An 18,626-nucleotide genomic window follows, 5' to 3' on the forward strand; every position below is an offset into this window, starting at 1 on the left:
AGGATGTGAGAACATGGATGTTAGTGATGATGTTTTAAACGTGGTGATTGACCATCAGAAGTGTTTACAACCGGTTGAAGTGTACCGTGGTTTGCAACAAGGAAATGTTCGCCTGGTACAGTTTATTCCGCTGGTTAAGCTCGATGGTTCAGGTCATCTGACAGACGAATCGGTTACGTCTGAGGCATGGGGCCGATTTTTAATTACGATATTTGATATCTGGGTACGTGAAGATATTAATCAGATATCTATCCAGCTTTTCGATAAAACGCTTCGCCAGTGGTGTGGTCTGACGGCACAGATTGAACGACAGACCATGTCATCAATGAATACGCGTTGCCAGACATGCTCATTGTTTCAATATTACCACGGTGATTGTCCTGCGTACTGCGAGGAAAATGGAAAGGGCGTGCTGTGTGCAGGCTATCAGGCTTTCTTCAGCCATACCGCACCGCATATGCGCGTGATGCGTGACCTGCTTAAGCAGCATCGCTCACCGATGGAGCTGATGGCGATGCTGCGTTAAGCTCAGCTGTATTTAACGTCCTTTGGCCAGATACTGCGCCATTTCATCTTCCGGGACCATTCCACCGCCGGTCGCCCACACCAGATGAGTGGCGTTATTGAGCTGATCCGCGCTGAAGCCGTGCATGTGCTGATAGTCAGCAGAGGCGCAAACGTGTTGCGGACCGGCCATCCCTGCCAGCGCTGACGGTTCGAGGCGAATACCTTCTTCCTGCGCCAGCCAGCCCAGCATATCGTACATCGTCTGATCGTCCAGAGTGTACAGACCGTCGAGCAGACGTTCCATTGCCCGGCCAACAAAGCCAGACGCACGGCCGACAGCCAGCCCATCAGCCGCCGTCAGGTTGTCGATGCCAATATCCTGCACGGAAATCGTATCGTGCAGTCCGGTATAAATCCCCAGTAGCATGCACGGTGAATGGGTTGGTTCTGCGAAGAAGCAGTGCACGTTATCGCCAAACGCCAGCTTCAGGCCAAACGCCACACCGCCAGGGCCACCGCCGACGCCGCATGGCAGGTAAACAAACAGTGGATGGTCTGCATCCACCACGCGCCCCTGCTGGGCAAACTGCGCCTTTAAGCGCTGTCCGGCCACCGCATAGCCTAAAAACAGCGTGCGGGAATTTTCATCATCGATAAAGAAGCAGTTTGGATCGGACTCCGCCGCCTTACGGCCCTGTTCAACCGCCACGCCGTAATCTTCTTCATACTCCACGACCGTCACACCGTGGCTGCGCAGTTTGGCTTTTTTCCATGCGCGGGCGTCGGCCGACATATGCACCGTCACCTTAAAGCCGATACGGGCGCTCATTATACCGATCGACATGCCGAGGTTACCGGTGGAGCCTACCGCGATGCTGTACTGGCTAAAGAACTGTTTGAACTCAGGCGAAAGCAGAACGCTGTAATCGTCTTGTGTGGTCAGCAGACCGGCTTCCAGCGCCAGTTTTTCCGCGTGGGTCAGTACTTCATAAATGCCACCACGGGCTTTAATCGAGCCAGAAATTGGCAGGTGACTGTCTTTCTTCAGCAGAATTTTGCCATTGATGCGCTGCCCGTACTCTTTCTCCAGCCGCTTTTGCATGGCCGGAATCGCGGCCAGCTCAGATTCAATAATGCCGCCGGTGGCCGCGGTTTCCGGGAATGCCTTTGCCAGGTACGGCGCAAAGCGCGTCAGACGGGCGTGAGCATCCTGAACATCGTGTTCAGTCAGGCCAACATACAGTAAACCTTCCGCAAGAGAGGTGGTGCCAGGGTTAAACCAGGTTGTCTCCTTGAGAGCAACCAGATCTTCCACTAAAGGATACTGGGCGATAAGTGTTTGAATGTTTTCCATAGTCAGTCTCTTTGCGCTTAGATAATAAAGGAAAGCAGGAATGTGCAAGCCAGTGCAATCACGGACGCGATAAATGTCGCGGTCGTATAGTATTTAAACGTTTCATTCAGGGTGGCACCGCAGTATTGCTTCACCAGCCAGAAGAGGGAATCGGTAACGATCGTGCAGCCAATAGCGCCGGAACCGATAGCAATGGCGATGATCTCCGGGCTGACGTTGGGATAGAGCGGCAGCATCGGTGCAACGATTGCCGTGGCGCCCATCATTGCCACCGTGGCGGAACCCACCGCAGCATGCAGGATTAACGCCACCAGCCACGCCAGCAGAATCGGGTGCATATGCATGTTCGAGAGGATCAGCGCAAGAGTATCCGCCAGCCCACTGCTCTTGAGGATAGCGTTGAATGCGCCGCCTGCGCCGATAATCAACAGAATGTTAGCTATGGAGCCAAAACCGTTTTCAGTGTGGGTCAGCAACGTACCCATACCGATGTGCTGACGCAGGCCGAGAATGTAATAGGCAACGAAAACGGCAATAAACATCGCGGTGATCGGGTTACCAATAAACTCCAGCAGCGTATATACCGTGCTGCCTTTCGCCATGTTCAGCTCAGCGACGGTTTTTACCAGCATCAGGCCAATCGGTAGCAGAACGGTAAACAGCGTAGCACCAAGCGACGGTAGCGTACTTTCGTCACGCACTTTAAGGTCAGAAAACTCAGCCGGAACCGGTTTAAACGGCAGACGGTTACCCAGGAATTTCAGGTACAGAGGACCGCCTATCAGCGAGGCCATCAAGCCGACCAGTAAGCCGTAGACAATCACGGTGCCAATGTCTGCGCCCAGCTTGTTCGCCACGAACAGGGCAGCCGGATGCGGTGGTACCACGCAGTGCACCGCCATCAGCGCCGTACACAGCGGAATCGCCAGCTTCAGTAATGAAGTATTGGTTTTCTTGGCAATTGAAAAGGCCAGTGGAATCAACAGCACCACGCCGACTTCAACAAACAGCGTGATCCCGCAAATCAGCCCAACCAGAACCATAATGACGTCGGCGGATAGCCAGCGGCAGCGCTGCAGCGTCAGGCCAATGCGTTCGGCTGCGCCGGACACTTCCATCATTTTGCCCAGAATGGTCCCAAGGCCGATAACCGCGGCGAGGAAGCCCAGCGTACCGCCGATGCCACTCTCAATTGCATTGACCATATCCAACGGCCCCATGCCCATCATCGTACCCACGAAGAAGCTGGCTAACAGTAGCGCCAGAAACGGGTGGAATTTGAACTTCACGATGGTCAAAACGATTAACACGATGCTTATCAGCAGCGTGCTCACAACCCAGATTTGAGAGTGCATAACTCACCTTGCCCTGTGATTAATATAGGGTTATTGGACAAAAATAAGGCATGGTCTGACAAACGATATAAATCCCCCTTCACATGAGCCAGATTGCATCAAATGAGTGATTTATGTCTAATTGCGCTTTGTTTATGCGATATGGTTCACTCTGATTCACCTTTGAGCTGATTTTTGCAGCGAACTTTTTTACACTCCAGCGCATGAATCAGAAGGAAAGGAGGTGAGAATGGATCCCCTACGCGAAGTCAGAAACCGGCTGCTCAACGGCTGGCAGTTGTCAAAGCTGTATACTTTTGAAGTGGCGGCCCGGCATCAGTCGTTTGCGCTGGCGGCAGACGAGCTGTCATTGAGCCCCAGCGCCGTCAGCCATCGCATAAATCAGCTTGAAGATGAGCTTGGTATCCAATTATTTGTTCGTTCTCATCGCAAAGTGGAACTCACTCATGAGGGCAAACGGGTATTTTGGGCGCTGAAGTCGTCACTGGACACGCTCAACCAGGAGATTCTTGATATTAAGAATCAGGAGCTCTCGGGGACGCTCACCGTCTACTCACGACCTTCTATCGCCCAGTGCTGGCTGGTTCCGGCGCTCGGCGACTTTACCCGTCGCTACCCGTCAATTTCGCTAACCATGTTGACCGGGAACGACAACGTCAATCTACAGCGTGCGGGTATCGATCTCGCCATCTATTTTGACGATGCACCCTCCGCGCAACTCACGCATCACTTCCTGATGGATGAAGAGATCCTGCCGGTGTGCAGTCCGGACTACGCCCGCCGCCATGACCTTACCGGTTCGCTGGTGAATTTGCCGCACTGTACGTTGCTGCACGACAGACAGGCGTGGAGTAACGATTCCGGGACCGATGAGTGGCACAGTTGGGCGCAGAATTTTGCGGCGAATTTGCCGACATCGTCGGGGATTGGTTTTGATCGTTCTGATTTAGCAGTGATTGCGGCAATGAACCATATCGGCGTAGCGATGGGCCGAAAACGGCTGGTGCAAAAACGCCTCGACAGCGGAGAATTGATTGCGCCTTTTGGCGATATGGCGCTGAAATGTCATCAGCATTACTACATCACCACGCTGCCCGGCAGGCAGTGGCCGAAAATCGAGGCGTTTATTGGCTGGCTACAGGAGCAGGTTAAATAAGCGGGTCGCGAATATTTTTTACGCTTTCGCTCTACACGGAAAGTGAAAAAGCGTGCTAAATACGTGATATCACTCCTGATGATTTGCGTAAGGACGACCGTGTTAAAGCCGATTGTTTCCCTTTTACTGTTGGCCAGCGCCACCGTGTGTGCCGCGCAACCTGTGTTGACGGCGGCGCAGTATGTGCAGCAGCTTGGGGTTGGGATGAACGTAGATTGGGCGCGTACCGATCGGGGCATCCGTGAATTCGATCCGCTGGTGGTGCGGGATTATAAGGCGAAAGGGTTGACCCACGTGCGCATTCGCGTGGCGGGTGAGCCTACGGAGGCGCGGCTCATTCATCTGCGCAAGCTGGTGGAAGCCTGCGAGCAGTATGGCGTGATCCCGATAATCGCCTATCAGGCTGACGAGTATAAAAAAGACCCCAGTGCCAGTAACGAAAAAGAGGTGGTTAACTGGTGGGTGGCGGTGGCGCATTACTTTGGCCAAAGCTCGCCGTTGCTGGGTTTCGACCTGATTTATGAACCTGCCGATAAGCTCAACCATAATCAGGCGTCGCTCAATAGGGTGTATGACAAAACCATCCGTACCATCCATGCCATCGATCCACAGCGAATGATATTTATCGCGCCGAAACTGCATGCCGCTCCGGAAGATTTGCCCAACCTAAAGTTGCCGCCGCAAAGTCAGAATACCGTGCTGGCCCAATGGCATATTTTCCCGTGGGGGCCGCTGAAAAATAACGGTAAATACCCGTGGACCTCAGGGACAGCGGCAGAAAAGGCCGCCATTCGCGCCCGTATCAATACTGCCATTCACTGGCAGCAGAAAACCGGTCATGTTAGTTGGGTAGGAGGCTGGTCGCCGGGAGAAACCATCAGGAACGCGCCTTCTGCCTCGCAAATGGCGTTTGCCCGCTTTATGGCTTGCGAGCTGAAGAAAGCGAAAGTTCCCTATGCTATCAATGCGGATACGCAGTTCTATGATGGTGAGGAAGGGGCATGGAGACCGGCGCTGGAGCCGTTGTTGAATACCATGATTGCCCCTGAGTGTGAAAAGCCCGGCGAGAAGCCGGGCCATCATACGCTTAAACCGCCTGTCCCTGATGCGACACGCGTGACGCCAGCGGAAGCCAGCAAACAAAAATCAACAGCCCCATAAGGGTCATCAGCAGGCCCAGACTGGCTTGCCCGGTCTGCGGCAGCATGGCAGAGAACCACGCCAGCACGCCGGAACCAATGTTCTGTAATCCACCAACCAGCGCACCAGCAGTACCGGCCAGGAACGGGAAAGGCTCCATTGCGCCGCTGGTTGCCAGCGGAAACAGCATCCCGGCGCCGAAGAAAAACAGTGCGGCGGGAACCAGCAGCGTCCAGACGTTCATCACGTCGAACAGACCAGGGATCCACATCATCAAACCGGCGACCAGACAGCAGATAACTGACTGCCACATTAGCGTCGAGAAACTCTTATTCGGGCGACCGGCGAACCAGGCACCAAAAAACGCCGCCGGAATGGGCAGAATAAACAGGATACTGACCACCATGCTGCTTAAGCCGAGACGCGCGCCTAACAACACCCCGGAACAGGCTTCGAAGACCGCAACGCCCGCCAGGCCGCCGATCAGCATCAGCACGTAACAGGTGAAAGAGCTGTTGCCAAACAGCGTTTTGTAGCTGGCGATAAGCCGTGGACGCGGCGCACCTGCGGGGCGCGTTTCCGGCATCCAGCGCGCCATGCTAAACGTGACGCCTGCACACAGCACCAGCAGGAAGATGTAACAGGCGCGCCAGTTCCACAGGGTATCCAGCATACCGCCAATCAATGGTGCCAGCAGTGGGCTAACCAGAATCCCCATGTTTAACAGGCTGTTCGCATGGCGTAACTGCGTGCCTTCATACAAATCGCGCGGTAACGTTCGCGCCATCACGCCGCCGACGCCTGTTCCCATCCCCTGTATTGCGCTGGCGATAATCAATACCGTCAGGCTGTGGGTGGTTATGGCGACCAGCGTAGCCAGCATAAAAATGGACATCCCGGCGAGGATCACCGGGCGGCGGCCAACGCGATCGGAAAGTGGGCCGTAAATCAGTTGTGACAGGCCGTAGGTCAACAGATAGGCGGCCATCACGCTTTGCACCGCCCCTTCGCGAACGTTCAGTTCACGCGCCATATCAGCAATCGCGGGGATATAAATGGTTTGCGCCATCTGACCTACCGCCACCAGTAATACCAACATCAACAACAAATTGACGCTTCTATGCCTTTTCATTTCGCTGATTACTTTTCAAAAAGTGAAAAAATAAGAATAAGGTGCTGCACTTTCCCGTAAATGCGCGTGGAATCTACCACAACAGAAAAAGAAGGCCAGATAGTGGGCTGGAATGTTTAAACGATGAACGGCAGGAAATGTAAACAAAAAGCGGCAACAAATGTTGCCGGATTGCATCGGGTTTACAGAGGTCATGATAAGCGTAGCAAAACTGCGCCTATGGCAATGCCTCCAGCCGCAACAAGACGTATTCCGGCAACCTTCTCTTTCAGTAGCAGCCACGCGAGCAGCGCGCCAAACAGGATGGAAGTTTCACGCAGCGCAGCGACTACCGCCAACGGAGCCTGAGTCATGGCCCACAGCGCCAGACCGTAAGAACCCATTGTGCCAATCCCGCCAAGAATACCTTTCTTCCACTGCTGTACCAGATAGCGCGACGCTTCCCGGCGTCGGGCAATCATCGCCCAGCCCAGCAGGCAGGAGCCGTTCAGAAAGAAGGTCCACAGCGTATAACCCAGCGCGGTTTCTGATAAACGTACGCCGGTGCCATCAACCAGCGTATATCCGGCGATAAAGCAGGCGTTAATGAGCGCCAGCACGATCCCGCGTTGCGAGCTGCTGCGTCCGTTAAACGCCATGCCGAGGATCGCCAGACAGATCGTGGCAATCCCCACCCAGGCTAGAACAGAGAGGCTATCGCCAAGAAACAGGACGCTGATAATTGCAACCAGCAGCGGCGCTGTGCCGCGCATTAACGGATAGGTCTGGCTCATATCCGAAACCTGATAGGTTTTGGCGACCAGGACGGTATATACAATTTGCAACGCAGTTGAGACGGCTAAAAACGGCAGGCTGGCGGCGGAAGGTTGCGGCGCAAAGGGTAAGCAAATCAATGCCATAATTGCAGCAGAACCGCTGACACCGATCGCTGAGTACAGTTTATCGTTTCCAGCTTTAACAATGGCATTCCAGCTGGCATGCAGCAGCGCGGCGAACAGCAAAATGCAGAAAACAGAAAGCGTCATGGTGGAATTCTTCCCTGAGAATGTCATAAAAACGTAACATATTGGCGCGACACAAGCACCAGGGAGAAGGTGAAAGGGGAGCGGAGTGTTACCCGCCCCCCTTAGGTGCGACTTGAATCCGAATTACTTAACGTATTTCAGAACGGCATCAAGTAGTTGCAGTGCTGCAACAATGAGTTTGAGGATAAGAATAGCGATATCCACGAGGCTCATACGCTCTCCTTTTGGTACAAGGAGCACGGTGCTGACGTACCTCGCCGCTGCCTGTTGCCAGCACCTTTGTTGACATAACACAGTGTGCTCACTCGGGGGTTAAGGCGCTGACGGCACCACCCGTTTCAGCCAGGACTTTGATGCGCCGGTTTACGATGCGGCCCCCGCATAACACATTGCGTACCGAGACATTATAGATAAACACTGTATAAATTAACAGTATTTTATGGACGTTACGCTATTCATGTTCCATACTCAAAACCATCAAAATTCGTGCCGAAATTGCGTGTTCTTCGCAGAACGCGTATACTTTTTTCGTTGACATAACACAGTGTGTTCGGCGGCTACCAACCGCACAGCACTGAAAAAAACCTCGCTCCGGCGGGGTTTTTTGTTTTTCAGCAATGCACAACGAAATGTGATCGTTGACGCATTTTTATGCAGATGAAAATTTTTCCATTGTCACGCTGAAAAACCTGTGTTTGTATAAATCCAGTTAATCAACAAACAGACAGGTCCCTAATGAACCCTTCCATGCTGACTGCGACCCTACTAAAAACTGCGCCATCTCGCGCAGCGGTCGTCGTGCGTGTGGTGGTGGTCGTCGGCAATGCGCCGTAGGGTCCGAATCAACACACGATTCCAAAACCCCGCCGGCGCAAACCGGGCGGGGTTTTTCGTTTCAGAGACCTGCCCGGAGCAAAGGCCCAGAATAAAAGGACTGGAGCATGGCAAGTTCGGGCATAACATCCAAGCGTACGCGTTTTACGGGCGCAGAATTCATCGTTCATTTCCTGGAACGCCAGGGGATTCAGGTTGTTACCGGTATTCCCGGCGGATCGATTCTTCCCGTCTATGACGCCTTAAGTCAAAGCACGCAAATCCGTCATATCCTGGCGCGCCACGAGCAAGGAGCAGGGTTTATCGCGCAGGGAATGGCGAGAACCGATGGCAAACCCGCCGTCTGTATGGCCTGCAGCGGACCGGGCGCAACCAATCTGGTGACCGCCATTGCCGATGCGCGTCTGGATTCCATCCCGCTGGTGTGTATCACCGGGCAGGTTCCGGCCTCAATGATAGGCACCGACGCCTTCCAGGAAGTCGACACCTACGGCATCTCTATCCCCATCACTAAGCACAACTATCTGGTCCGCCATATCAGTGAATTACCGCAGGTCATGAGCGATGCGTTCCGCATTGCGCAGTCCGGACGTCCAGGCCCGGTGTGGATAGACATTCCTAAGGATATTCAAACCGCCGTTTTTGACATTGAAGAGATGCCGGAGCCTGCGCAGAAAATGGCGGCACCAGCGTTCAGCCAGGACAGCATTCGCGATGCCGCAGCCATGATTAACGCCGCACAGCGTCCGGTGCTGTACCTCGGCGGCGGCGTGATTAACGCACCTGAGCGCGTACGTGAACTGGCGGAAAAAGCGATGCTGCCCACCACTATGACCTTAATGGCGCTCGGTATGTTGCCGAAAGCGCATCCGCTGTCGTTAGGCATGCTGGGCATGCACGGCGCGCGTAGCACTAACTTTATTCTGCAAGAAGCGGATTTATTGATTGTTCTGGGCGCACGTTTTGATGACCGGGCGATTGGTAAAACGGAGCAGTTCTGCCCGAACGCCAAAATCATTCACGTGGATATCGACCGCGCGGAGCTGGGTAAAATCAAACAACCGCACGTGGCGATTCAGGCGGATGTCGATGAGGTTCTTGCACAATTGATCCCATTAATTGACGCGCAGCCGCGAGAGTCGTGGCATCAGACGGTGGCCGATTTACAACGTGAATTCCCTTGCACTATTCCGCAGGAAAGCGACCCGCTCAGCCACTATGGATTGATCAACGCCGTGGCTGCCTGCGTAGACGATAGCGCTATTATCACCACCGACGTAGGCCAGCATCAGATGTGGGCGGCACAGGCTTATCCGCTGAACCGTCCGCGTCAGTGGCTGACCTCTGGCGGTCTGGGAACTATGGGCTTTGGCCTGCCAGCGGCAATTGGTGCAGCGCTGGCCAATCCCGACAAAAAAGTGCTGTGCTTCTCCGGCGACGGCAGCCTGATGATGAATATTCAGGAAATGGCGACAGCCAGCGAAAATCAGCTGGATATTAAAATCATCCTGATGAATAACGAAGCGTTGGGTCTTGTATATCAGCAGCAGAGTCTGTTCTATAAGCAGGGTGTTTTTGCCGCGACCTATCCGGGGATGATTAACTTTATGCAGATAGCCGCCGGGTTTGGTCTCGAAACCTGCGATCTGAATAACGAAGCGGACCCACAGGCAGCGTTGCAGGAGATTATTAATCGTCCTGGGCCTGCGCTGATTCACGTGCGCATCGATGCCGAACAAAAAGTGTACCCGATGGTGCCGCCGGGTGCGGCAAACACAGAAATGGTGGGGGAATAAGCCATGCAACAGCAGACACATGACAACGTAATCCTGGAACTCACCGTACGCAACCATCCGGGCGTAATGACTCACGTTTGCGGGCTGTTCGCCCGCCGCGCGTTCAACGTAGAAGGCATTCTCTGTCTACCGATTCAGGACAGCGATAAGAGCCGCATCTGGCTACTGGTCAACGACGATCAACGTCTTGAGCAGATGATAAGCCAGATCGACAAGCTGGAAGATGTGGTGAAAGTGGCCCGCAACCAGTCCGATCCGTCGATGTTTAACAAAATTACCGTGTTCTTTGAGTGAGTTAGTCGCCGTCTGAATCCGGGGTGATCACTTTTACAGAGCCGTTCCGGCAGTGGGTTGCGTAATCTGCCGGTAACGGACGGTCGCTTATCAGTACGTCAAAGGTGGAGAGTGGACCAATGCTGGCGGGGGCGACCTCATCGAACAGGGCGTGGCGCGTCAGCAGAATTTTGCGTAATCCGCGTTCCATCGCTTTGCGTTTTGTGGCCAGATCGTCCGGATTGAACCAGCTAACGCCGAAATGCTCATGGACTCCGCTGGCGGAGATAAAGACTTTCCGTGGGTTGAGTGCATCCAGCGGGGAGGGATTGCTGGTGTCGTAAAAGGCGTCACTTTTCGCCCGGTAGGTCCCCCCGCAAAGAATCGCTGTGGCATTGGGCTTTTCATTTAGCGCTACGAACACCCGGTGCGAGTAGCAAATCCCGGTAAAGGAAATATCGTCCGGGATCATGCTGACCACCAACGGCATTTCCGCACCATTATCAAAAAAGACCAGATCATTTTCACTCACCAGTCCCGCAGCCAGAATGGCAACCGGTAAATCGTCGCGGTGATACTGTTTTTGCGCGGGGAGTGGCGCGTTAACGATGGCAGCAGGTTTGTTCACCATCACAATGTAACCACCAAGCAGCGTGAGTGGTAACGGTTCGTCATCCTGACTGAGATCCCGACGAATAGTCATCACGGAAACTTCCAGCATTCGTGCCGCCTCTTTCAGATGGATTCGGTCGGTCTTCTTCAACAATTCCATCAGACGTCGAATACGTTCTTTTTGCTTAGTTTCCATGTGCTTCTCCACGAATCATGTTCCCATGTTCCTTCAGTAACATTTTTGTGTTTCTGAGAACATGACATTGCCACATTACTATACGTCTGACTATCCGGAAATAAAAGCGTGTTTTTTCACGTTTTATTGATTATATCCAGTTAATTTTCAGTCAATTGTAAGCGACTTCATCATTTGTATTGTGATGTGGGTGTAACGTTTAGTGCAATAAATAAACAATAAAATGATCTTCCAATCGCGATCCTAGTCACAAATGATACGAAAGTAACATGATAATGTTATTTTAATATCATTGTTGTGTGATTGTTTCTGAGAGGTAGTAAAATGGATATCGCGGTTATTGGCTCCAACATGGTGGATCTCATCACCTACATCAACCAGATGCCCAAAGAAGGGGAAACGCTGGAAGCACCGGCGTTCAAAATTGGCTGCGGGGGCAAAGGCGCAAATCAGGCCGTTGCGGCCGCTAAGCTCAATTCCAAAGTGCTGATGCTGACAAAAGTCGGTGATGATATTTTTGCGGATAACACTATTCGCAATCTCGAATCCTGGGGAATTAATACTACCTATGTCGAAAAGGTACCCTGCACCAGCAGCGGTGTCGCACCGATCTTTGTTAATGCGAACTCCAGCAACAGTATTCTGATTATTAAAGGAGCGAACAAATTTCTCTCCCCGGAAGATATCGATCGTGCGGCGGAAGATCTGAAAAAATGTCAGCTTATTGTCCTGCAACTGGAAGTGCAGCTGGAAACTGTTTATCACGCGATTGAATTTGGCAAAAAACACGGTATTGAAGTGTTACTAAATCCCGCCCCTGCATTACGGGAATTAGATATGTCTTATGCCTGTAAATGTGATTTTTTTGTACCGAATGAAACCGAGCTGGAAATATTAACCGGTATGCCAGTGGATACTTATGACCATATTCGCGCAGCAGCACGTTCTCTGGTTGATAAAGGTCTGAACAATATTATCGTCACCATGGGTGAGAAAGGTGCGCTGTGGATGACGCGTGACCAGGAAGTCCATGTTCCAGCGTTTAAAGTGAACGCTGTCGATACCAGTGGTGCAGGCGACGCTTTCATCGGTTGTTTTGCTCACTATTACGTTCAAAGCGGTGATGTGGAAGCCGCCATGAAAAAAGCCGCTCTCTTCGCTGCTTTCAGCGTTACCGGGAAAGGCACTCAATCATCTTATCCAAGCATCGAACAATTTAATGAGTTTCTTACCTTAAACGAATAATACTCCTGCACTGTAAAAGGTAGCACTATGAACGATAAAAACATCATTCAGATGCCTGACGGCTATTTGAATAAGACCCCTCTGTTCCAGTTTATTTTGTTATCCTGTTTATTCCCGTTATGGGGATGCGCAGCCGCATTAAATGATATTCTGATTACGCAATTCAAAAGCGTATTTTCACTCAGCAACTTTGCCTCGGCATTAGTTCAGAGTGCCTTTTATGGCGGTTATTTTTTAATTGCGATTCCAGCATCTCTGGTGATTAAAAAGACCAGTTATAAAGTCGCCATCTTAATGGGGCTGACCCTTTATATCGTTGGGTGTACGCTCTTTTTCCCGGCATCGCACATGGCCACCTACACCATGTTCCTTGCGGCGATTTTCGCGATTGCGATTGGTCTGAGCTTTCTGGAAACAGCAGCCAACACCTACAGCTCAATGATCGGCCCAAAAGCGTATGCCACTTTACGCCTGAACATCAGTCAGACTTTTTATCCTATTGGTGCGGCTGCTGGCATTCTGCTGGGTAAATATCTGGTCTTCTCTGAAGGTGAAAGCCTGGAAAAACAGATGGCCGGGATGAACGCTGAGCAGATCCATAACTTTAAAGTGTTGATGCTGGAAAATACCCTTGAGCCATACAAGTACATGATTATGGTACTGGTTGTGGTGATGGTGTTATTCCTGCTGACTCGCTTCCCGACCTGTAAAGTCGCGCAAACCACGAGTCATAAACGCCCGTCAGCGATGGATACACTGCGTTATCTGGCCAGCAATGCCCGTTTCCGTCGTGGAATTGTGGCGCAATTTCTTTATGTGGGGATGCAGGTCGCGGTGTGGTCATTCACCATCCGTCTGGCACTGGAATTAGGTGATATCAACGAGCGCGACGCCTCAACCTTCATGGTCTATAGCTTCGCCTGCTTCTTTATCGGCAAGTTTATCGCCAACATTTTGATGACGCGCTTCAATCCGGAAAAAGTGCTGATTCTCTATTCCATTATTGGTGCGCTGTTCCTCGTCTATGTTGCACTGGCGCCAAGCTTCAGCGCTGTGTATGTCGCAGTGCTGGTGAGTGTCCTGTTTGGACCCTGCTGGGCGACAATCTATGCGGGTACGCTTGATACCGTGGATAACGAGCATACCGAAATGGCGGGTGCCGTCATTGTCATGGCGATTGTCGGCGCGGCGGTGGTTCCGGCGATTCAGGGCTATGTGGCCGATATGTTCCATTCATTGCAACTTTCGTTCCTGGTTTCCATGCTGTGCTTCGTGTACGTCGGTATCTACTTCTGGCGTGAAAGCAAAGTGCGCCACAACCTGGCTGAAGCGACCGTTTCCTGAGGAGAGCGATCATGACAACACGTATAACGCTGTGGCGAGAACTCTTTGCAGAGCATCCGCGAATCTTACTGAAGAATAACGACTTTACGGTTACCGCATTTCGTTACGCCAGCGGAGTGGAAGGGCTGAAGGTAGAAAACAGTCGTGGACATCTGGTTATTCTGCCCTGGATGGGGCAGATGATCTGGGATGCTCAGTTTGATGGCCATGACCTGACCATGCGCAACATGTTCAGTCAGCCGAAACCGGCGGCGGAAGTGGTGGCGACCTACGGCTGTTTTGCCTTCCACTCAGGTCTGTTGGCAAATGGCTGCCCATCACCAGAGGATTCACATCCTTTGCACGGTGAAATGGCTTGTGCCGCGATGGATGAAGCCTGGCTGGAGCTGGAGGGTGAGAATTTGCGCGTGGCTGGACGCTATGAGTATGTGATGGGGTTCGGTCATCATTATCAGGCGCATCCTGCGGTGGTAATGCACAAAGCGAGCGCGCTGTTTGATATTCAGATGGCGGTTACCAACCTCGCCTCAGTGGCAATGCCGTTGCAGTACATGTGCCATATGAACTATGCCTACGTACCGGAAGCTACCTTCAGCCAGAATATTCCGGATGAGGCCATGAAGCTGCGTGAGTCGATACCCGCGCATGTTAAGCCGACTGAGCAGTGGCTGGCGTTTAATCAGCGGATTGTTCAGGGCGAGGCTTCTCTGGCGCGGCTCAATGAACCGCATTTTTACGATCCGGAAATTGTCTTCTTTGCTGACCAACTGGACAGGTACACAGATAAGCCGGAATTTAGCATGATCGCGCCTGATGGCACCACGTTCGTTACGCGTTTCTCCAGCACGGAGCTGAATTATGTGACGCGTTGGATCCTCTATAACGGCGATCAGCAGGTTGCGGCATTCGCCTTGCCTGCAACCTGTCGACCTGAAGGATTCCTGGCAGCACAACGCAATGGCACCTTGATTGAAATAGAACCGCAGCACACCCGGACATTTACAGTCACAACTGGCATAGCCTGATCGCTCAAGGCTTGAACACCAAAGCACTTATCGTTAAGGTAAGCGCTTTTGCTGGGTGGCGGCATTAATGCCTTATCCGGCCTACAACGGCACCCGCCCGTAGGCCTGATAAGCGTAGCGCCATCAGGCATGCCTTAGCGCCAGGATGAACCCATGATTACCGTTGCCCTTATTGACGACCACCTCATCGTCCGCTCCGGCTTTGCCCAACTGCTGGGGCTGGAACCTGATTTGCAGGTGGTCGCTGAGTTTGGCTCAGGCAGTGAGGCGCTGGCGGGATTACCGGGACGCGGCGTGCAGGTGTGTATCTGCGACATCTCGATGCCTGATATCTCCGGTCTTGAACTGTTAAGCCAGTTGCCAAAAGGAATGGCGATTATCATGCTCTCTGTCCACGACAGCCCGGCGCTGGTGGAGCAGGCGCTCAACGCGGGCGCGCGTGGTTTCCTTTCTAAACGTTGTAGCCCGGATGAGCTGATCGCGGCGGTGCATACCGTAGCGACTGGCGGCTGTTACCTGACGCCGGACATCGCCGTCAAACTGGCGGCCGGTCGTCAGGATCCGCTCACCAAACGCGAACGTCAGGTGGCGGAAAAACTGGCGCAAGGTATGGCGGTCAAAGAGATTGCCGCTGAACTGGGTCTGTCGCCGAAAACGGTGCACGTGCATCGCGCCAACCTGATGGAAAAGCTGGGCGTCAGCAACGACGTCGAACTGGCCCGACGGATGTTTGACGGCTGGCAATGAACACGCTCTGTTCCCGGTTAATCACTGTTGTTGCCTGCTTCTTTATCTTCTCTGCCGCGTGGTTTTGCCTGTGGAGCATCAGCCTGCATCTGGTTGAGCGCCCGGAGCTGGCGGTACTGCTGTTTCCGTTTGGTCTGCGTCTGGGACTGATGCTGCAATGTCCGCGCGGCTACTGGCCGGTGCTGCTGGGCGCGGAATGGCTGCTTCTTTTCTGGCTGGCGCAGGAAGTGGCGCTGGTCCATTTACCACTTTTGATGATCGGCAGCTTCCTCACGTTACTCCCGGTGATGTTGATTTCGCGATACCGCCATCAGCGCGACTGGCGCACGCTGCTGTTGCAGGGCGCGGCGCTCACGGCGGCGGCGTTGCTGCAATCGCTGCCCTGGCTTGGGCAAGGTGAAGAGGCGTGGAACGCGCTGCTGCTGACGCTCACCGGCGGATTAACGCTGGCGCCGATCTGCCTGGTGTTCTGGCACTATCTGACCAGCACGACCTGGCTGCCGCTGGGCCCGGCGGTGGTGTCGCAGCCGGTGAACTGGCGCGGGCGACATCTGGTCTGGTACCTGCTGCTGTTTAGCGTCAGCCTGTGGCTACAGCTCGGTTTACCCGCCGAACTTTCGCGCTTCACGCCGTTTTGCCTCGCGTTGCCGATCATTGCGCTGGCCTGGCACTACGGCTGGCAGGGGGCGCTGATTGCGACGCTGATGAACGCCATCGCGCTGATTGCCAGCCAGACCTGGCACGATCATCCCGTCGATCTGTTGCTCTCGCTGCTGGTGCAAAGCCTGACCGGGCTGCTGCTCGGTGCGGGTATTCAGCGTCTGCGCGAACTTAACCAGTCGCTGCAAAATGAATTAGCACGCAACCATCGTCTGGCGGAACGCCTGCTGGAAACCGAAGAGAGCGTGCGCCGGGATGTGGCGCGCGAACTGCACGATGATATCGGCCAGACCATCACCGCCATTCGCACCCAGGCGGGTATTGTTCAGCGGCTGGCGCCAGAAAACGCAGGGGTGAAGCGCAGCGGGGCGCACATCGAACAACTTTCTCTCGGCGTGTACGATTCGGTGCGTCGCCTGTTAGGCCGTCTGCGACCACGTCAACTGGACGATCTCACGCTGGAGCAGGCCATCCGCTCACTGATGCGCGAAATGGAGCTGGAAAGTCGCGGTATCGTCAGCCATCTCGACTGGCGAATTGATGAATCTGCACTTAGCGAAAGCCAGCGGGTGACGCTGTTTCGCGTCTGTCAGGAAGGGCTGAACAACATCGTTAAGCACGCCAACGCCAGCGCGGTGACGCTTCAGGGCTGGCAACAGGATGAACGGCTAATGCTGGTAATTGAGGATGACGGCAGCGGCCTGCCGCCAGGGTCGAATCAACAGGGATTTGGCCTCACTGGGATGCGTGAACGGATTAGCGCCCTCGGCGGATCGCTCTCGATTTCCTGTACGCACGGCACGCGGGTCAGCGTGTCGTTACCCCAGCGATATGTGTAAGGCGCGGTCATGTTTTCGTTTTTAAAAGCTCCGGCCAGTGCGCCGCTCATTACTGATAAGCGTGAAGTGGATGCCCTCTACCGCTACTGGCGGCGGCATATCCTGACCACCATCTGGCTCGGCTACGCGCTGTTCTATTTCACACGCAAGAGCTTCAATGCCGCCGTACCGGATATCCTCACCAGCGGCGTGCTGACTCGCAGCGACATTGGGCTGCTGGCGACGCTGTTTTACATCACCTACGGCCTGTCGAAGTTTGTTTCCGGTATCGTCAGCGACCGATCCAACGCTCGCTATTTTATGGGCATCGGACTGATTGCCACCGGCGTGGTAAACATTCTGTTTGGATTCTCCACCTCGCTATGGGCCTTTGCGGTGCTGTGGGCGCTGAACGCCTTTTTCCAGGGCTGGGGATCGCCGGTCTGCGCGCGTTTATTGACCGCGTGGTATTCGCGTACTGAACGCGGCGGCTGGTGGGCGCTGTGGAACACCGCGCACAACGTCGGCGGGGCGCTGATCCCAATCGTGATGGCGGCGACAGCGCTGCACTACGGCTGGCGCGCCGGGATGATGATCGCCGGGCTGCTGGCGATTGTGGTGGGGATTTTTCTCTGCTGGCGGCTGCGAGACAGGCCGCAGGCGATTGGTCTGCCGCCGATTGGCGACTGGCGGCATGATGAACTGGAAATTGCCCAACAGCAGGAAGGCGCTGGGCTGAGCCGCAAAGAGATCCTCACCCGTTATGTGCTACTGAATCCTTATATCTGGCTGCTGTCACTGTGTTATGTGCTGGTGTACGTGGTCCGTGCCGCGATTAACGACTGGGGCAATCTGTACATGTCGGAGACGCTCGGCGTGGATCTGGTGACCGCCAATACCGCCGTGACAATGTTTGAGCTGGGCGGCTTCATCGGCGCGTTGGTCGCGGGCTGGGGCTCGGACAAGCTGTTTAACGGCAACCGCGGTCCAATGAACCTGATTTTCGCCGCCGGAATTTTGCTCTCCGTTGGCTCGCTGTGGCTAATGCCGTTCGCCAGCTATGTGATGCAGGCCGCGTGCTTCTTCACCACCGGATTCTTCGTCTTCGGCCCGCAGATGCTGATCGGCATGGCGGCGGCGGAGTGTTCGCACAAAGAGGCGGCGGGCGCGGCAACCGGATTTGTCGGGCTGTTTGCTTATCTGGGGGCATCGCTCTCCGGCTGGCCGCTGGCGAAGGTGATGGAGGTCTGGCACTGGACCGGATTCTTTGTGGTGATCGCTATTGCGGCGGGAATTTCCGCGCTGCTGCTGCTGCCGTTTTTAAACGCCCAGGCTCCGCGCGAACTCAACGAAGCGTGATGTACCTCACCTTTTTGCCCCGAGTGGAGCAAAACTAAGAAATTTTCC

18 protein-coding genes are annotated in these 18,626 nt (G+C 53.9%); 12 read left to right on the plus strand and 6 right to left on the minus strand.

Annotated features, from left to right (window positions below):
- The first annotated feature begins 13 nt into the window (after positions 1–13).
- Positions 14–526, plus strand: coding sequence for a radical SAM protein (locus tag GHC22_RS00085; RefSeq protein WP_053069354.1), 513 nt, complete (start codon positions 14–16; stop codon positions 524–526).
- A 12-nt stretch (positions 527–538) separates the two neighbouring features.
- Here GHC22_RS00085 and dsdA read toward each other — a convergent pair whose 3' ends face one another.
- Entirely contained in the window at positions 539–1,861 is a 1,323-nt protein-coding gene (dsdA, locus tag GHC22_RS00090) for a D-serine ammonia-lyase (protein WP_153751978.1), read from the minus strand.
- A gap of 17 nt (positions 1,862–1,878) precedes the next feature.
- Positions 1,879–3,216, minus strand: coding sequence for a D-serine transporter DsdX (dsdX, locus tag GHC22_RS00095; protein WP_003827107.1), 1,338 nt, complete (start codon positions 3,214–3,216; stop codon positions 1,879–1,881).
- Between the two features lie 229 nt (positions 3,217–3,445).
- Between dsdX and dsdC the strand changes: the two genes are divergently transcribed.
- Both dsdC and GHC22_RS00105 read left to right on the plus strand, forming a co-directional pair.
- Positions 3,446–4,372 carry a DNA-binding transcriptional regulator DsdC gene (gene dsdC, locus GHC22_RS00100; RefSeq protein WP_057067116.1) on the plus strand — a complete coding sequence of 309 codons (927 nt, stop codon included), beginning with the start codon at positions 3,446–3,448 and terminating at the stop codon, positions 4,370–4,372.
- Positions 4,373–4,450: 78 nt separating this feature from the next.
- Positions 4,451–5,533 carry a cellulase family glycosylhydrolase gene (locus GHC22_RS00105; RefSeq protein ID WP_153751980.1) on the plus strand — a complete coding sequence of 361 codons (1,083 nt, stop codon included), beginning with the start codon at positions 4,451–4,453 and terminating at the stop codon, positions 5,531–5,533.
- Here the strand turns inward: GHC22_RS00105 and emrD are convergent.
- From emrD to tisB, 3 genes are all read right to left on the minus strand, one after another.
- Positions 5,460–6,644: a multidrug efflux MFS transporter EmrD gene (emrD, locus tag GHC22_RS00110; protein ID WP_153751981.1), complete on the minus strand. Its 1,185-nt coding sequence runs from the start codon at positions 6,642–6,644 to the stop codon at positions 5,460–5,462. The two genes, GHC22_RS00105 and emrD, sit on opposite strands and share 74 nt — an antisense overlap.
- A 191-nt stretch (positions 6,645–6,835) precedes the next feature.
- Positions 6,836–7,669, minus strand: a complete 834-nt coding sequence (locus GHC22_RS00115; protein WP_020996046.1) for a DMT family transporter — start codon at positions 7,667–7,669, stop codon at positions 6,836–6,838.
- Positions 7,670–7,792: 123 nt separating this feature from the next.
- On the minus strand, positions 7,793–7,882 hold the full coding sequence (gene tisB / locus GHC22_RS00120) for a type I toxin-antitoxin system toxin TisB (protein WP_003023909.1): 90 nt from the start codon (positions 7,880–7,882) through the stop codon (positions 7,793–7,795).
- Between the two features lie 522 nt (positions 7,883–8,404).
- Between tisB and ivbL the strand changes: the two genes are divergently transcribed.
- The 3 genes from ivbL (at position 8,405) to ilvN (ending at position 10,593) form a co-directional block, all read left to right on the plus strand.
- The gene (gene ivbL, locus GHC22_RS00125; protein WP_003827118.1) at positions 8,405–8,503 is read left to right on the plus strand and encodes an ilvB operon leader peptide IvbL; all 99 of its coding nucleotides are present in this window, start codon (positions 8,405–8,407) and stop codon (positions 8,501–8,503) included.
- A gap of 107 nt (positions 8,504–8,610) precedes the next feature.
- Positions 8,611–10,299, plus strand: coding sequence for an acetolactate synthase large subunit (gene ilvB / locus GHC22_RS00130; protein WP_048215245.1), 1,689 nt, complete (start codon positions 8,611–8,613; stop codon positions 10,297–10,299).
- Positions 10,300–10,302: 3 nt separating this feature from the next.
- Entirely contained in the window at positions 10,303–10,593 is a 291-nt protein-coding gene (gene ilvN / locus GHC22_RS00135; RefSeq protein WP_003023914.1) for an acetolactate synthase small subunit, read from the plus strand.
- A 1-nt stretch (position 10,594) separates the two neighbouring features.
- Here the strand turns inward: ilvN and GHC22_RS00140 are convergent, their stop codons facing one another.
- Entirely contained in the window at positions 10,595–11,380 is a 786-nt protein-coding gene (locus tag GHC22_RS00140) for a DeoR family transcriptional regulator (protein ID WP_003827122.1), read from the minus strand.
- 324 nt (positions 11,381–11,704) lie between these two features.
- Between GHC22_RS00140 and rbsK the strand changes: the two genes are divergently transcribed.
- From rbsK to GHC22_RS00170, 6 genes are all read left to right on the plus strand, one after another.
- A complete protein-coding gene (gene rbsK, locus GHC22_RS00145) occupies positions 11,705–12,625 on the plus strand; it encodes a ribokinase (RefSeq protein ID WP_003827124.1) in 921 nt (306 codons plus the stop codon).
- Between the two features lie 27 nt (positions 12,626–12,652).
- Positions 12,653–13,969: an L-fucose:H+ symporter permease gene (gene fucP / locus GHC22_RS00150; protein WP_111464454.1), complete on the plus strand. Its 1,317-nt coding sequence runs from the start codon at positions 12,653–12,655 to the stop codon at positions 13,967–13,969.
- An 11-nt stretch (positions 13,970–13,980) separates the two neighbouring features.
- Positions 13,981–14,994, plus strand: coding sequence for an aldose 1-epimerase family protein (locus GHC22_RS00155; RefSeq protein WP_048215247.1), 1,014 nt, complete (start codon positions 13,981–13,983; stop codon positions 14,992–14,994).
- 153 nt (positions 14,995–15,147) lie between these two features.
- On the plus strand, positions 15,148–15,741 hold the full coding sequence (gene uhpA, locus GHC22_RS00160; RefSeq protein WP_003023923.1) for a transcriptional regulator UhpA: 594 nt from the start codon (positions 15,148–15,150) through the stop codon (positions 15,739–15,741).
- Entirely contained in the window at positions 15,738–17,240 is a 1,503-nt protein-coding gene (uhpB, locus tag GHC22_RS00165; RefSeq protein WP_032945436.1) for a signal transduction histidine-protein kinase/phosphatase UhpB, read from the plus strand. Before uhpA ends, uhpB begins: the two co-directional genes overlap by 4 nt.
- Before the next feature lie 9 nt (positions 17,241–17,249).
- A complete protein-coding gene (locus tag GHC22_RS00170; RefSeq protein ID WP_008786521.1) occupies positions 17,250–18,578 on the plus strand; it encodes an MFS transporter in 1,329 nt (442 codons plus the stop codon).
- The last annotated feature ends 48 nt before the right edge of the window (positions 18,579–18,626 follow it).

Origin of the sequence: Citrobacter sp. H12-3-2 (genome assembly GCF_009649895.1) — a bacterium.
Lineage (GTDB): Bacteria > Pseudomonadota > Gammaproteobacteria > Enterobacterales > Enterobacteriaceae > Citrobacter > Citrobacter portucalensis.

Coding starts and splice junctions, on each gene's coding strand:
- tisB (WP_003023909.1), bottom strand. CDS start 7,882: ATGAGCCTCGTGGATATCGCTATTCTTATCCTCAAACTCATTGTTGCA.
- GHC22_RS00115 (WP_020996046.1), bottom strand. CDS start 7,669: ATGACGCTTTCTGTTTTCTGCATTTTGCTGTTCGCCGCGCTGCTGCAT.
- fucP (WP_111464454.1), top strand. CDS start 12,653: ATGAACGATAAAAACATCATTCAGATGCCTGACGGCTATTTGAATAAG.
- dsdX (WP_003827107.1), bottom strand. CDS start 3,216: ATGCACTCTCAAATCTGGGTTGTGAGCACGCTGCTGATAAGCATCGTG.
- uhpA (WP_003023923.1), top strand. CDS start 15,148: ATGATTACCGTTGCCCTTATTGACGACCACCTCATCGTCCGCTCCGGC.
- dsdC (WP_057067116.1), top strand. CDS start 3,446: ATGGATCCCCTACGCGAAGTCAGAAACCGGCTGCTCAACGGCTGGCAG.
- uhpB (WP_032945436.1), top strand. CDS start 15,738: ATGAACACGCTCTGTTCCCGGTTAATCACTGTTGTTGCCTGCTTCTTT.
- rbsK (WP_003827124.1), top strand. CDS start 11,705: ATGGATATCGCGGTTATTGGCTCCAACATGGTGGATCTCATCACCTAC.
- GHC22_RS00140 (WP_003827122.1), bottom strand. CDS start 11,380: ATGGAAACTAAGCAAAAAGAACGTATTCGACGTCTGATGGAATTGTTG.
- ilvN (WP_003023914.1), top strand. CDS start 10,303: ATGCAACAGCAGACACATGACAACGTAATCCTGGAACTCACCGTACGC.
- GHC22_RS00085 (WP_053069354.1), top strand. CDS start 14: ATGGATGTTAGTGATGATGTTTTAAACGTGGTGATTGACCATCAGAAG.
- GHC22_RS00105 (WP_153751980.1), top strand. CDS start 4,451: ATGATTTGCGTAAGGACGACCGTGTTAAAGCCGATTGTTTCCCTTTTA.
- GHC22_RS00155 (WP_048215247.1), top strand. CDS start 13,981: ATGACAACACGTATAACGCTGTGGCGAGAACTCTTTGCAGAGCATCCG.
- ivbL (WP_003827118.1), top strand. CDS start 8,405: ATGAACCCTTCCATGCTGACTGCGACCCTACTAAAAACTGCGCCATCT.
- GHC22_RS00170 (WP_008786521.1), top strand. CDS start 17,250: ATGTTTTCGTTTTTAAAAGCTCCGGCCAGTGCGCCGCTCATTACTGAT.
- emrD (WP_153751981.1), bottom strand. CDS start 6,644: ATGAAAAGGCATAGAAGCGTCAATTTGTTGTTGATGTTGGTATTACTG.
- ilvB (WP_048215245.1), top strand. CDS start 8,611: ATGGCAAGTTCGGGCATAACATCCAAGCGTACGCGTTTTACGGGCGCA.
- dsdA (WP_153751978.1), bottom strand. CDS start 1,861: ATGGAAAACATTCAAACACTTATCGCCCAGTATCCTTTAGTGGAAGAT.